The sequence below is a fragment of the Flavihumibacter sp. genome (genome assembly GCF_036676075.1).
Lineage (GTDB): Bacteria > Bacteroidota > Bacteroidia > Chitinophagales > Chitinophagaceae > Flavihumibacter.
The window spans coordinates 1,131,586-1,145,886 of record NZ_JAKFDQ010000007.1 but is presented as its reverse complement, the minus strand read 5'-3'; the positions used below and the strand labels follow the sequence as shown (position 1 = coordinate 1,145,886).

At 48.9% G+C, this 14,301-nt stretch carries 11 protein-coding genes; 6 read left to right on the top strand and 5 right to left on the bottom strand.

What is annotated here, in order from left to right:
- Positions 1–14: 14 nt before the first annotated feature.
- Positions 15–1,118 carry a hypothetical protein gene (locus V6M43_RS07725; RefSeq protein WP_332733944.1) on the bottom strand — a complete coding sequence of 368 codons (1,104 nt, stop codon included), beginning with the start codon at positions 1,116–1,118 and terminating at the stop codon, positions 15–17.
- A 92-nt stretch (positions 1,119–1,210) separates the two neighbouring features.
- On the opposite strand from V6M43_RS07725, the gene V6M43_RS07720 reads away from it, so the two are divergent.
- Both V6M43_RS07720 and V6M43_RS07715 read left to right on the top strand, forming a co-directional pair.
- Positions 1,211–3,058, top strand: a complete 1,848-nt coding sequence (locus V6M43_RS07720) for an amidophosphoribosyltransferase (protein WP_332733942.1) — start codon at positions 1,211–1,213, stop codon at positions 3,056–3,058.
- A 155-nt stretch (positions 3,059–3,213) separates the two neighbouring features.
- Positions 3,214–3,711: a SixA phosphatase family protein gene (locus tag V6M43_RS07715; protein WP_332733940.1), complete on the top strand. Its 498-nt coding sequence runs from the start codon at positions 3,214–3,216 to the stop codon at positions 3,709–3,711.
- Here V6M43_RS07715 and V6M43_RS07710 read toward each other — a convergent pair.
- Positions 3,692–4,609: a DMT family transporter gene (locus tag V6M43_RS07710; protein WP_332733938.1), complete on the bottom strand. Its 918-nt coding sequence runs from the start codon at positions 4,607–4,609 to the stop codon at positions 3,692–3,694. The two genes, V6M43_RS07715 and V6M43_RS07710, sit on opposite strands and share 20 nt — an antisense overlap.
- A gap of 13 nt (positions 4,610–4,622) precedes the next feature.
- Positions 4,623–5,663, bottom strand: coding sequence for a glycosyltransferase (locus V6M43_RS07705; protein WP_332733936.1), 1,041 nt, complete (start codon positions 5,661–5,663; stop codon positions 4,623–4,625).
- 192 nt (positions 5,664–5,855) lie between these two features.
- Between V6M43_RS07705 and V6M43_RS07700 the strand changes: the two genes are divergently transcribed.
- Both V6M43_RS07700 and V6M43_RS07695 read left to right on the top strand, forming a co-directional pair.
- Positions 5,856–6,101, top strand: coding sequence for a hypothetical protein (locus tag V6M43_RS07700; RefSeq protein ID WP_332733933.1), 246 nt, complete (start codon positions 5,856–5,858; stop codon positions 6,099–6,101).
- A gap of 171 nt (positions 6,102–6,272) precedes the next feature.
- Entirely contained in the window at positions 6,273–7,454 is a 1,182-nt protein-coding gene (locus V6M43_RS07695) for an NAD(P)-dependent malic enzyme (protein WP_332733931.1), read from the top strand.
- 51 nt (positions 7,455–7,505) lie between these two features.
- On the opposite strand, the gene V6M43_RS07690 is transcribed toward V6M43_RS07695, so the two are convergent.
- Together V6M43_RS07690 and V6M43_RS07685 are read right to left on the bottom strand one after the other, a co-directional pair.
- Positions 7,506–8,762, bottom strand: a complete 1,257-nt coding sequence (locus tag V6M43_RS07690; RefSeq protein ID WP_332733929.1) for a pyridoxal phosphate-dependent aminotransferase — start codon at positions 8,760–8,762, stop codon at positions 7,506–7,508.
- A gap of 81 nt (positions 8,763–8,843) precedes the next feature.
- The gene (locus V6M43_RS07685; RefSeq protein ID WP_332733927.1) at positions 8,844–9,764 is read right to left on the bottom strand and encodes a pirin family protein; all 921 of its coding nucleotides are present in this window, start codon (positions 9,762–9,764) and stop codon (positions 8,844–8,846) included.
- A 111-nt stretch (positions 9,765–9,875) separates the two neighbouring features.
- On the opposite strand from V6M43_RS07685, the gene V6M43_RS07680 reads away from it, so the two are divergent.
- Both V6M43_RS07680 and V6M43_RS07675 read left to right on the top strand, forming a co-directional pair.
- Positions 9,876–12,773: a DEAD/DEAH box helicase gene (locus V6M43_RS07680; RefSeq protein ID WP_332733925.1), complete on the top strand. Its 2,898-nt coding sequence runs from the start codon at positions 9,876–9,878 to the stop codon at positions 12,771–12,773.
- Positions 12,774–12,878: 105 nt separating this feature from the next.
- Positions 12,879–14,228, top strand: a complete 1,350-nt coding sequence (locus tag V6M43_RS07675) for a cystathionine gamma-synthase family protein (RefSeq protein ID WP_332733921.1) — start codon at positions 12,879–12,881, stop codon at positions 14,226–14,228.
- The last annotated feature ends 73 nt before the right edge of the window (positions 14,229–14,301 follow it).

Here is a 14,301-nt window from a genome sequence, read left to right as displayed (position 1 = left end):
TCCTCATGAAGGCCTCAGTCTTCCCTTAATCCCTTTATAATTATTTTGCCAGTCCCTTCTGGCCAGCAGGGATACAGAAAGGCCGTCTCAGCCTTTTTAGGGTTATCCAGCAGATCATAAAACTGGTCAATAAACCGCAGGGCAAATTTTCTATAGTCGGCCGACAATCCCGGAAATTCCCGGTATAGCTTTTCTATCTCCATGCGCTGGCTTCGGAATATCTCGAATGCAGGTTTAAGTTGATCTATTGAAGAAAGGCAGGTTCCCCGATAGATCCTAACCCTTACAGAACTGAGATTCAACTCTTCCGGAGGTTTGGCATAAGGGGCATCCACCATACCACTATGATCAAAATCATAGGCGATAGGAATGGGGGAGATATCGGGGGCCGGACTCACCAGTTCAATATTATGCCGGTATTGTACACCCCAATCGGCATTGGAAGCAAAATACTGGAAAAGGGCCATCAGGTTAAAATCAGTTGGCATCAGGAATTGGGGGGATAATCCATTCTGTTCCACCATCTTCATCCCATTCCGCTTAGCCGCCTGTTCTGCAGGCTCAAGCAAAAAGCCTGTTAGCGGATTGGCCGGTTTCAGGAATTTGATCTTATCGTCTGGTCCCCTGAAGGTTACCTTAACCAGCCGCGCCCGCAGGCTATAAGGTGTCAGCAGATTATATACCCGGTATAATAGGTATTCGCGCAGAATCAGCTCCTCACTGGTACAGGTTATTACAAGTTTTAGTTTGTTCTGTCCCGCCATCAATGTGCCCTTGGTCTTGGTATCCTTATCAATATTCAGCAGTAACGGCGGATTATAACAGATATTCTTCATTTTCCTGAAATGCCCCCGAACCCTTACCCGGGCTGGAAAACTTGCCGGCGGCTGTCCCGGAATCGCATATTTCAACGTGATCTTATGATAGGCAGGCTCCTCCCCGCGGTCGCGCCAGATGGCATCAATATCACCGGTAATAACGAGGTCAAGTATAGAATCTGAGCGGAATAATTGTTTCGGCAGACTATCCTTTTGTTGAAGGGTATCGGCATACACAGGCAGCATGAAAAATGCTGCCGCGAAAACAGCCAGGGTTGCCGTTATGAGGTTGCGCCGCAAGGTAAAGGGTTGTTAAAGTAAGGTACAACAAAAGCATAAGATGCCCTGCCCCTCCCCTAAATTTCCCTAACTTTGCGGCCTCAAATCTTCCCATGAGCGATGCAATTAAACACGAGTGCGGATTAGCCTTCATTCGTTTGCGAAAGCCCTTCTCTTATTACCTTCAGCAGCACGGTACTGTGATGTATGGCCTTAACAAGCTCTACCTGCTGATGGAAAAACAGCATAACCGCGGTCAGGATGGTGCAGGTATCGCAGCGGTTAAGCTGAACGTGGAGCCGGGCTATCCTTTTCTGCATCGCCTTCGGAGTAGCGCCACACAGGCCATTGCCGACCTCTTCCGTCAAATAGGCGAAGAAGTGGCTGATCTCGAAAAATACCAGCCCGATATCCGCAAGCATCCCGGCCTCCTTAAAGGACATGTCCGCTTCCTTGGCGAATTGATGCTGGGCCACCTCAGATACGGTACACAGGGAAAAAACAATGTGGAATTCTGCCACCCCTTTATCAAACGACATACAATCCAAAGCAGGAACCTGGCCCTCGCCGGTAACTTCAACCTGGTTAATACAGAAGAACTTTTTGGACTGGTAAATATTGACCCGGGCGTTTTTCAGAAGCAGAGTGACCTGGCCGCCATGATGGAAGTGGTTCACCATTTCCTCGTTCAGGAAGATGAACAAACTCCCGGTAACCCCGATATCAGCACCGTCCTCAAAAAAGCAACCAAACTATTTGATGGAGGATACCATATTGGTGGATTGGTAGGCAATGGCGACAGTTTTGTTATGCGTGATGCACACGGCATCCGTCCATCTTATTATTATATCTCTGATGACCTCATCGTTGCCGCTTCTGAACGCGCAGCTATACGCACCACCTTCAACGTGGCCGAGAATGAAGTGAAAGAACTGATGCCCGGCCAGGCATTGATCGTTAAGTCTGATGGCAGCTATACCATCGATCAGATCCTCGAACCTAAAGAACGCAAGGCCTGTAGCTTTGAACGTATTTATTTCTCCCGCGGTAACGACGAAAAGATCTACCGCGAACGCAGCCAGCTCGGCTATAACCTGAGCGATAAAGTACTTCACGCAATCGACCACGATCTCAAGAATACCATCTTCTCCTTCATTCCCAATACCGCCGAAGTTGCCTTCTATGGTATGGTGAAAGGGATGGAGCACTACCTCAATAAGATCAAGGTGCAACGAATCATGTCGTGGGATAAAGACTTTGACGAGGACAAACTCACGGAGATGATCAACCGTAAGATCCGGATGGAAAAGATCGCCATCAAGGATGTGAAAATGCGCACCTTCATCACCGAAGATTCCAACAGGAATGAAATGGTGCAGCACGTGTATGATATCACCTATGGCACAGTGCGACCTAATGAAGATACCCTTGTTGTAATTGATGATTCTATCGTAAGGGGTACCACCCTTAAAGAAAGTATTGTGAGGATGCTGGCAAGGCTCAACCCCAAAAAGATCATTGTGGTCTCTTCTTCGCCACAAATCAGGTACCCCGACTGCTATGGTATAGACATGAGTAAGCTGGGTGATTTTATTGCCTTCCGCGCAGCCATCGCACTGCTGAAAGACAGGGGTAAGGAGGGATTGCTGACCCAACTCCATGATGAAGCCCGCGAGCTGGCACGTACAGGCGAACTCCATACTAAGAATATCGTGAAGGAGATCTACCACCCCTTCAGCGCAGAAGAAATAGCCGCCAAAGTTGCCCAACTGATCACACCGCCGGAGATCGAATTCCCGGTTGAAGTGATCTTCCAGACCATTGAAAGCCTTCATGCTGCCTGTCCAACCAACACGGGCGACTGGTATTTCACGGGTAACTATCCCACCCCCGGTGGAAACAGGGTGGTTAATAAGGCATTTTTAAATTATATGGAAGGAAAAAACGAAAGGGGCTATTGATTAGCGTCAACGTTTAGACGAGATCGCTCTATATTATTGAACTTACCATGATTTTGGCAATGTTTTTGTTGCTAAAACGCAACCGACCGTTTTTAATATCCAACCTATGACGAGCCAGGGCTTGTCCCAGTCACAAAACCCAGCTACTTTTGATTATGAAAACACTTTACGTAGTGCGCCATGCCAAAAGTAGTTGGGGTGACTTAACCCTCTCTGATTTTAATCGTCCTTTGAATGATCGTGGGCAGCGTAATGCGCCGGAAATGGCGCAGCGCCTGCTTAAAAAGAAGATCCACATCGATGCTTTTGTCACCTCCACGGCAAAACGCGCGCTCCAGACCGCTTCCCATTTTATTAAGGCCTATGGCCGCTCCGTGGAAGAACTTCAGTTACAGGAATCATTATACCATGCTCCGGCAAGTGAATACTTTGCGGTGATATCGGCTGTAGATGATCGTTATGATTCAATTGCAGTGTTCGGCCACAACCCAGGTATCACCGAATTTGTGAACCAGCTTACTGATTCCCGTATTGACAATATGCCCACCTGCTCCATATTTGCAGTGGATATTGATACAAAACACTGGGCTGATTTTGAAGCGGCCAAGAAGAAATTCCTCTTCTTCGATTCCCCTAAGCAGGGCGAGGATTGAGAACAGGGCGCTTCTTTCCTACCAGCCAAACACCAGCAAATATTAATATCGCTGCTGCAATTTTGGTTGCAGTCAATTGCTCTCCCATAAGCCATACGGAAAGTATTGTAGCGAATACCGGCTGCGTATAAATATAGGCTCCCGTTACACCGGCCCCCAGTTGATTTATTCCATACAAATTAAATAGGTAGGCAAGGAAAGTGGCGGCAACCACCACCATGATTATTGAGGCCCACTCCAACTCTCCGAATTGCTTCCAATCCACTTCTGTTAATGAACTCCACCCAAAGGCAATCATGAAGGGTAGGCCGAGTGTGAAGATCCAGCGCAGTACATGCAGCGGCTTGTATTCTTTCATCAGCGGCTTCACCAGGCTGAAATAAAACGCATAGGAAATGGCATTGATGATCACCAGTATATTTCCCAGCACAATATCTTTTGCTTCTCCCGATCCCTCCCTTCCCGTTACCAGTATCAGTGCCCCGCCCACTCCCAATGCCAGACCTATGATCTTTAAAAAGCTGAGCGATTCTTTGTCGAGCCATGCTGCCACAAAAGTTATAAAGATGGGAGTACCCAAAGCCAACAGGGCTGCATGGATAGGAAGTGTTAGCGAAAGCCCCTTTATGAAAAGTATCTGGTTGATCACCACCCCGGTGAGGGCGCAAAGCAAAAAACGCGGAAGGTCTTTTCTCTTTATCCCCGCATAGGATGGTTTGAACAACAACAAGCTCCAGAAAAGTAAAACACTGATTCCAACCCTAAGCAGGTTGATGGCTGCGGGTGCAATAAAACCATTGGTGAGATGGGGTACCGCTATGAAATTGATCGCAAAAAATATATTGGCGGCCAATACAGCAAGGTGGGGTTGAATACTTCGCGAAGCTGATGCGGTCATGGCCGCAAAGATATTACCTGCCCGGCTCAAGGATACTGGCCAGGTCAAAATCTTTCTGTAACATCATGCGCACCCTTCCTTCAGCGGCGAGAAAGCTGGCAAGATATTCCTGCTCTGTTTGTCCTGGCGTTGGTACCACCACACAATCCTTACCCAATGGCAGCAGGTCCATTAATGAACTGTATCCACTCCTGCATACTATCCTGGAGGCATTGGCCACCAGTTGTGATAGCGCCTCGCCGTTTACATGGCTATATATAGTAAGATTATTTTGCTGGCAGGTCCTTGTTTCCCCTCCTGGCAAACCCTGCACCATTACCATTGACTCACCCGGGTTCCTATCCCACTGGTCCCTGATCTTCTTTTCCAGCAGGCTGCGCTGGGGCTCCGGACCAGAAAGTATAGCCAGCAATTCAATTTTTCCATCGGCCGTAACCGCCTTTAACCGACTTAGCGGGCCCAGGTAGCGGACAGTGATCGCCGGCATCTTCTTGGGGTGAGACAGCTCTCCGGCGAGCGATGGCTCTGCTTCATAATCAGGCACCCAGCATTCTGTAAAGCGGTTGATCCATTTGTAAAGTCGCTGCTGCACCAGCCTGTCTGCGATGGCACCAAATGCTGTTTTAACAAGCAACTGGTGTGTCAGCAGGTAAGAAGGAATGGAGGGATGGTATAACCCATATCGGTTATCACTGATTATTATATCAAATTTTTCATGCCGCAGAAGGTCAGCCAGCCACTGCCGCTCCAGCTCTATAGTGCGCACAATACGGGGTAATGAAAACACCAATCCGGCTATAGTTGCGGCTCGGTTTTTGTGATATTTTATTTTGTATCCGGGTATGGAGAGAAAGGGTAATGCAGGGAAAGCTTCCTGGATCACAGCCCTCTGGGCACCTTCCGCCGCCACTGTAATGCGGGCATTATACCGGCTTATAAGGGTATCAATTAATGGTATGCACCGTGTGGCGTGACCCAGCCCCCAATCCAGCGGTGAAATCAGGATCCGGGCATTTTGTGTAATATTTGAAGGAAAATTTGAAAATTGACTCAATACAACATACTATTTTCTTTAGAAATTAGTTTAAATTGAAAATCTAAAATATGAAGAAGACGCTGTTTTACGTCGTTCTCGTTATTCTGATCAGTAGTGTTGCAGTAAGCTGCACCAGTGGAGCCAAGATAGGTGGTAAAGGCTGCGGTTGCAACATGAACAAAGGTTATGTTGGTTATTAAATCTGATGAAATGAAAACACCTAACCGTGATTTGCTTGTTTTGGTTAAGCATGCTCTCGATGACAACGAAGCCATGGAACGGGAATTGAACCGACTGAATGGCTTATTGATGGATGTTGAAACATCTGCAACATTCTCCCGTGTTTTTGAAGTGATCGATTGTAATAAACTCAAAGTTTTTTGCGATACCAAACGCATCATGCAAACCATCACACAAGGTGAAAAAGGTTTTGTTTTTCTATCTAACAAGAATTGATTCCATATTACTTGAAATATTGAGGCCGTCCTGCGACGGCCTTTTTTATTGGCTCCATCTTCACACCCCCTTTATTCTCTTTCCCTTTCGGTATTGCTTAAGTGAAGTATCAAACGCTTAACTACCTTTGCAGTGGCAGGCAATCTTCATCGGCTCAAAAAATGACTCACCATGAAAGATTATTTTGAAGCATCCCTCCAACTGCACCAACAACTCAAAGGCAAGATCGCTATACAGAACAAGATGGAAATAGAGACCATCGACCAGCTTTCGATGGCCTACTCGCCGGGCGTGGCACAACCCTGTCTTGCTATTGCACGTAACCCTTCTGACGTTTATACCTATACGCTGAAAGGCAATATGGTGGCTGTTATCAGCGATGGTTCTGCTGTACTTGGATTAGGAAATATAGGTCCGCTCGCTGCCATTCCCGTAATGGAAGGCAAGGCTATGCTCTTTAAAAAATTCGCCGGCATCAACGCGTTTCCCATCTGTCTCAATACCCAGGATACAGAAGAGATCATTCGCACCATCCGCAATATTGCTCCCGTGTTTGGCGCCATCAACCTCGAAGATATTTCAGCTCCCCGATGCTTTGAGATTGAAGAAAGTCTGCAGGACCTTGGCATTCCCGTTTTTCATGACGACCAGCATGGAACGGCAATTGTTGTGCTGGCTGGATTGATAAATGCGGCTAAGCATATCGGTAAGAAACTCGAAGATCTTCGTGTAGTCATCAATGGGGCAGGAGCGGCAGGCACTGCCATCGGCAAAATGCTCAAATGTATTGGTTCGGGTCCCGATGAAGATTGTACGCCGGTAAGTGATATTATACTCTGTGATAGTAAAGGAATCATCCATCGGTCAAGGCCCGACCTTAATAAAGAAAAAATGGCCCTCCTTCAGTTTTCCAATCTGGGGGATCTCAAAGGCGGCCTTCACGATGCGTTGCAAAAAGCTGATGTATTTATTGGTGTAAGCAAACCTGCACTCCTTCATGCCGACGATATCAGGATCATGGCGAAGGATCCTATCATCTTTGCGCTGGCCAATCCCACTCCCGAAATCTTCCCCGAAGAAGCCTTCCAGGGTGGTGCCGCTGTTGTTGCAACCGGCCGCAGCGATTTCCCCAACCAGGTGAATAACGTGCTTTGTTTCCCGGGAATATTCCGCGGCGCCCTCGATGCCGGCGCATCGCGAATAACGATGGCAATGAAACTGGCCGCGGCACATGCCATCGCCTCCTGCGTGGAAGACCCGATGCACGACACCATCATCCCTTCCCCCCTCGACCCCTCCGTGGCGGCAAGGGTAGCCGAGGCCGTCAAAGCCGCCAGCCTTTTACGTGTCTGACACATGTTAAGAACATGTTCGAACATGTTCTTAACATGTGTCAGACACCTATCACCTAAGCTTTTGTAACGCGTCCTTCAGCAGTCCGAGCATGCCGTCGATCTCTTCCTTGCGGCAGGTGCCTACACTTAGACGGTACCATGGGGAGGTCTTGGCAGCACCGAAAGCATAAAAGGGTACCACCGCCAACTTTGCTTCATTCAGCAGGTAATCCGATACATCAGCTTGCCTCTCCAGCAACTTACCCGCTGCCGTGGTCTTGCCAACCAGGTCCACCTTTATAGTGAGATAGATGGCCGCCTGCGGAGTGATGGCATCAACGCCAAAACCTTCCGCCTTCAGAGCCTGCAATCCCTCATAGATCCTTCTCAGTCGCTCTTCCACTTCCCCCTTAAAATGAGAAAGATACTGGTCGATCTCAGCAGTCCGCCCCAAGAATTTCGCCATGGCTTTCTGTTCAGCCATCGGAGCCCAGGCACCCACATGGGTAAGGATCGCCTTCATTTTAGAAATGACGGTAGCCGGACCAAAACTCCATCCCACCCTTACGCCCGTTGCGGCGAACACCTTTGAAATAGCATCGATATAGATGGTATAGTCGCGCATTTCGGGTCGCAGACCAACCGGATTATAATGTTGGATATCTCCATAAGTGAGATGCCAGTACATCTGGTCATACATCACGTAGAGTTTTTTCTCCTCGGGCTTGCGCGATGCATTTTCTGCCAGCACCAGGTCACAAATCTTTTCCAGTTCTTCCTTGCTGAAAACTGTGCCGGTAGGATTCTGCGGCGAACAAAGCGCCAGCAGGCTGGCACCCTTAAGAAGCGGCGCCAGTGAATCGGCCGTAGGCATGAAGTTATTCTCAGGCCCCGCCTCCACCACCACATGCTCGGCTCCCACGAAATGCGTGTAATGATTGTTGTTCCAGGAGGGAACAGCGTAAACAACCTTATCACCCTGGTCGAGGATTGCCCTGAAAAGTGCATAGATCAATGGCCTTCCACCCGCTGCCACCAGGTATTCTGCCGGCGTATAATCAAGTCCCTCTCTTTCTTTAGTGAATTGTGCGATGGCCTCCCTCAGGTCGAGGTTGCCTTCGGCGGCGGGGTAGTTGGTGAGATGGGCACGGTATGCTTCCACGATCTCGTCTTCCAGGGCCTTGGGAATAGGAAACACCTGCGGGTCAAAATCCCCGACGGTAAAATTGAAGATCTTCTCTCCGAGGCGGATCTTCTCGCGGATCTCACCACCAAGCTTCACGATCTCGGAGCCGATCAAGGTCTCCGACAGGTAACTAAGTTTCATTGCAGGCGTTTTTTATGCGCTGCGAAGGTAGGAACAGAAAACGTAAGAAATATGCCGCCAACCAGATTTTACAAACAACTGTTAGTTCGAATCTATAAGGGGCACATCGCCAAAAGCTCCGGCCTGGTAATCAATGTAGGCCTGCCTGATCTCCTCGTCGGTATTCATTACAAATGGGCCCTGCGATACCACCGGCTCATGCAGCGGCTCAGCATGACCAAATATTACAACTGCCTCGGTTTCCCCATCAGGGTTACTCACCACCAGATCCCTTCCCCCGTAATTGAATTCAACCAGGTGGCGTGCACTCACTTCGGCTCCATTCACATTCACCCCACCACGAACTACATAAAAGAAAATGGTATGTGATTCAGGAACATCCAGCTCCAGCTTCGCCCCCGGCTTCATCCACCATGTTTGGAGGGTGATACCCCCGGGCGATGCAAAGGCTGGCTGAAGCGGAACCTGCGCATTTTCTTTCAGCGCCGGCATAGAGGTTTCAGGTTCCAATACCGGTCCGCTCACAAGCTGGATCCTCACCTTTCCATTATCATACAACTCTTCAGGGATCTCCTCCTTCTGTTTGCCCTCATACCATGGACTGGTCATTTTTCGCTTCGCGGGAAGGTTCACCCAGAGCTGCAGAATCTCCAGCGGACCGCCATCGCGCTTGAAATCCCTTGATGACACCTCTGCATGGATCAGTCCCCTGCCTGCCGTCATCCACTGAACCCCACCGGCATTGATGACGCTTTCATGCCCCCCGCTATCATAATGGGTGATATCACCGTCTAGTATGAACGTTACCGTTTCCATGCCCCGGTGCGGATGTGGACCAAAGGGGAGACCCCGGTTATTCGGCTTATACACCTGCGGACCATGGTGATTAAGGAATAAAAAGGGATCAAGGTAATCGACGGAGGCTGTTGGCAGCGCCCTGAAAGTTATAAGGTCACCAATAGGCGATGCAACCGCCCGGTGGATCTGTTTAATGCTTCTCATAAACCTTAAACAATTCCCCCCACGAGATGGTTCTCTCCATCTCTCCATCCCTCCATCCCTCCATCTCTCCATCCCTCCACATCCCTCCACATCCCTATCTTCGCGTTCCTTATGTCAAAACCGGAAACCAGAACAGCACTATTCCTGAAGCCCCAACGGCTGCGGAACCGATGGTCGCCCCTGGAAGCTTTCCATATTACACGCACCGTTCGCGGGTCCGATTATGCCAAAGATGCCCTCGATAAACAGGTAGTACAAAAACACTTTACTTCCTTACCCGCCGCCCTGCGCGATGCATTGATTGCCCTCGGCGATGAATCACTGAAACAAACCATCCAGGAGTATACGCGTACCCACGCCCGCCAAAAAGCAGGCATGTCATTAACCGCCTATATTGAACGAACCTTTATCAGGCATGTTCACCAGCTTTTTTCGGTGCTGCTTTCATCAGTAGAGCCGCTGAAGTTCTATCACCAGAGCATCAATCCCGATACTGGCAACCCGCTCATTGTTTCCTGTTCGTTATCAACCCTGAAACCTCAGCTTTCGTTTAGGGTTGACCGTGATAGTGAAGGCAATCTGGCACTACACACTATTATTACTATCGGAGAAGAAGCATTTAGCCTCGAAGATTTTACCCGCGAATATTTTTTCCTCTTTAAAGAGAAAACATACTATCTCCTTTCCATGCAGGACTACCAGACCCTGCAATGGCTTGCGGCTAATGATCCATCCCTATATGCAGATGATGCAGCCTCCTTTTCCGAACATGTTTTGAAAAGATTACAGTCCGATTATAGTATTGAGATGGGATCACTTCTCAACAAACACCTTGTAGAAGTGGAGCCCGCCAACGCGATCTACCTTAGCGAGATCAGTGGTAGCTTCCTGATGCTTACGCCCCGCTGGAACTATGAAGGTTTCTGGGTGGAGGGCCCATGGCAGCACAGCGAAGAATTCACCCGTAACGGTGATGTATATGTGGTGATGCGGAACCGCGAAAAGGAACAGGCATTCCACGATAGCATCCAGGCCCTGCATCCTAATTTCAGTCGACAGCTCAACGGTGTTTTTAACCTGCCCTTTGCCGAGGCAAAGAAAAAACACTGGTTCCTGAAAGTCTATCATAAACTCCTCGAAGAGGACGTGACCTTATTGGGAATGGAACTGCTCCGCCACTTCCGCTATTCCCCCTTTGCAGTAGAAACAGATCTTCGCATAAGCAGTACTGTTGGAACAACACTTCATCTTGAAATGAAGGTGAGGTTTGGAAAGGAAGAAGTGCCCCTGGCAGAACTCCAGAAGCTATTACTCTCGGGCGTTAAGAGCCTGCTCCTGAAGGACCATTCTATCGGCGTTCTCGATGATGAATGGATGAAACGATACAGCACCATTATCAAACACGGAAAGATAAACCGCAATGAACTGGTGGTGCCTCAGTGGATCGTGTTGGGAATAGGCAACCCGCTCAATGATACGGTTGATGAAAGCAACACCAACCTGGCGCAGAAAGCAATTCCTGAAGCCTGGTGGAAGAAATGGCGCCAATGGCAGCAGTCCAACGATAATGTATACACGCTCCCGGCAATTATCCGGGCATCCTTACGTCCATACCAGCAGAAAGGATTTGAATGGATCTGCCTTCTCTCGGAGATCGGCGCCGGCGCCTGCCTGGCCGATGATATGGGACTTGGAAAAACACTGCAGACAATCTGCTTCCTTGCCTGGCGCGCAACATTGAACCCGCCCGCCAATCCCGGTACGGTTTCACTCATCGTTTGTCCCGCAACCCTGCTTCACAACTGGCGCCTCGAGCTAGAAAAATTCGCCCCTGAATTAAGTTCCTACATATACCATGGTGGCAGTCGCAGTCTCGATGTTTTTTTTGAAAGCGGCGCGAAGGTCATGATCACTTCCTATGGAACGCTAAGGTCCGACAGCGAACGTTTTTCCGCCATCCAATGGGATACCGTGGTTCTGGATGAAAGCCATACCATCAAGAACCCAACGGCGCAGGTTACACGAGCTGTTTACCAGCTACCTGCTGCCGCCCGCATAGCGCTGAGCGGTACACCGGTGATGAATAATACCTTCGACTTGTATGCGCAGTTGCATTTCCTGGTGCCAACACTTTTTGGCGCACAGGAATTCTTCCGAAAGGAATATGCGCATCCTATCGACCGCGACCATGATGAAGAAAAGATCAGGGCCCTGCAACAGATCACCGATCCATTTATTCTCCGCCGCACCAAACAGCAGGTGGCAACGGACCTGCCTCCAAAAACAGAATCGGTTCTTTGGTGTACGATGGGGCCCGACCAGAAAGCCCTCTATGAAGAGACCTGCTCACAGATCCGCGATAGCATTTTCCTGAATATCAAATCAGAGGGACTCGGTAAAAGCAAGTTGTCGATACTCCAGGGCATGCAAAAACTCCGGCAGATATGTGCATCGCCACACCTGCTCAAGGATGAGCCCGGTAGTTCACATCTGAGCTCGGTAAAGCTGGATCTGCTGATCGATGAACTGCAGTATAATCTCCGGTCAAACAAGGTGCTTGTATTTTCCCAGTTCAAAGGGATGCTCCACCTTATTGGTGATGCCTGCCGGAAAGCAGGCCTCTCATATTATCATTTTGATGGCGACACTCCCCCGGCAAAACGAAGTGACCTCGTAGCCCAATTTCAGGCTGAAGGAAATGAGGTTAATATTTTCCTGATCAGCCTCAAAGCCGGCAACACCGGACTCACCCTTACGGCGGCCGATTATGTTTTCCTCGTTGACCCCTGGTGGAATACGGCAGTGGAGCAGCAGGCCGTTGACCGGGCATACCGGATCGGGCAAACAAAAAATGTATTCGCCTACCAGATGATCTGCAAAGACAGCATCGAGGAAAAGATCGTGGCCCTCCAGCAGCGCAAACGCAGCTTGTCGAATGCACTGGTAACAGAAGAAGAAGGTTTCATCAAACAACTAACCGAAGAAGATCTCGCCTACCTCTTCTCCTAACTCTTACTTCTTACCTCTTACGTCTTACCTGTTATCACTTCCCCGTGTGACTTAAGTCATCGTTTATTTCCCTCCAAAGCAAGAAGTTTGTACAAACTCCCGATCATGGATCATAGAAGAATTCCGCCTGTTCAGGGCGAGGAAAATATGGCACCTGAAACCGCGATGCTTGGATATGGATATTATCCCGAATGGAGTGAAGGCGCAGTGAAATGCCCCAACTTCCAAACATCAACTTTTGTATTCCCCACCGCTGAGGCAGGCAAGACTTATTTCGAGATGGCCATGGGAAAACCAGGTCATGAAAACGATAGGATGGGACTCATCTACAGCAGGATCAACAACCCAACTGTCGAGATCCTGGAGAACAGGTTAAAACTCTGGGATAAAGCAGAAGCTGCTGCCGTTTTCTCCAGTGGCATGAGCGCCATCTCCACCACACTATTGACCTTTCTTCGTCCCGGTGATCTCCTTCTATACAGTAATCCCCTTTATGGTGGAACACATAAATTTATTCACAGCATATTACCCGCTTTTGGAGTGGAGATATTGGGATTTCATCCCAACCAGACCCGCGATGAGATCATGGCTATGATAGATGCTTCAGGTCTCGGCAAAAGACTTCGCATGATCTATGTAGAAACGCCTGCCAATCCTACCAACCACCTTATCGATATTCGGATGGCTTCGGATATTGCTGCCAGTTATACAGCCAAAAATCTCGCCGCAGCGGCAAAGCCTGAAGATGTAAAGCGCATACTCACTGTGGTCGACAATACCTATATGGGACCCATATGGCAACACCCGCTGGAGCTCGGTGCTGATATGGTTTTGTATTCTGCTACCAAATATATAGGGGGACATAGTGACCTGATAGCAGGTGCTGCAACAGGAACTGCATCCCTTATGACAGCAGTAAAAAGGATGCGAACCGTTATGGGTACCAATACCGATTCCCATACAGCCTGGTTATTGCTCAGGAGCCTGGAAACACTCATGATTCGTATGAATGCTGCAGAGGCAAATGCTAAAGAAGTGGCAGCATGGCTGGTGAAACATCCGGCTGTTGAAAGGGTCATCTACCTGGGCCATTTGGATGAAAGGGACGGAAACCAATATGCGATATATAAATCGCAGTGCAAAGGTGCTGGCGCCATGATCAGTTTTGTTGTAAGAGGCGGCGAAAAGGGAGCTTTCCGTTTCCTTAACCATCTTCATCATATTAAACTGGCGGTGAGTCTAGGCGGAACAGAAAGCCTTGCTGAACATCCCGGCACTATGACCCATTCTGATGTTCCTGAAGAGGAGAAGTTGTCACTGGGTATTGTACCCGGACTCGTCAGGCTTAGCGTTGGCGTTGAAAGGGCGGCTGATCTGATCGCCGACCTCCAACAGGCCCTTGAACCTGAGCATACACATTTACATACAGATCCCGCTTTCGGACATATTCTTTAAGGTCCGTACCTATAGGTTTATTAATGATAAGGTCGATTGATTGAAAAAAGCCGTGCGTATTTCCATACGTCAC

Excerpts from the sequence above, each read along its gene's own strand:
- V6M43_RS07720 (WP_332733942.1), top strand. The coding sequence starts at position 1,211 with ATGAGCGATGCAATTAAACACGAGTGCGGATTAGCCTTCATTCGTTTG.
- V6M43_RS07715 (WP_332733940.1), top strand. The coding sequence starts at position 3,214 with ATGAAAACACTTTACGTAGTGCGCCATGCCAAAAGTAGTTGGGGTGAC.
- V6M43_RS07710 (WP_332733938.1), bottom strand. The coding sequence starts at position 4,609 with ATGACCGCATCAGCTTCGCGAAGTATTCAACCCCACCTTGCTGTATTG.
- V6M43_RS07700 (WP_332733933.1), top strand. The coding sequence starts at position 5,856 with ATGAAAACACCTAACCGTGATTTGCTTGTTTTGGTTAAGCATGCTCTC.
- V6M43_RS07695 (WP_332733931.1), top strand. The coding sequence starts at position 6,273 with ATGAAAGATTATTTTGAAGCATCCCTCCAACTGCACCAACAACTCAAA.
- V6M43_RS07690 (WP_332733929.1), bottom strand. The coding sequence starts at position 8,762 with ATGAAACTTAGTTACCTGTCGGAGACCTTGATCGGCTCCGAGATCGTG.
- V6M43_RS07685 (WP_332733927.1), bottom strand. The coding sequence starts at position 9,764 with ATGAGAAGCATTAAACAGATCCACCGGGCGGTTGCATCGCCTATTGGT.
- V6M43_RS07680 (WP_332733925.1), top strand. The coding sequence starts at position 9,876 with ATGTCAAAACCGGAAACCAGAACAGCACTATTCCTGAAGCCCCAACGG.
- V6M43_RS07675 (WP_332733921.1), top strand. The coding sequence starts at position 12,879 with ATGGATCATAGAAGAATTCCGCCTGTTCAGGGCGAGGAAAATATGGCA.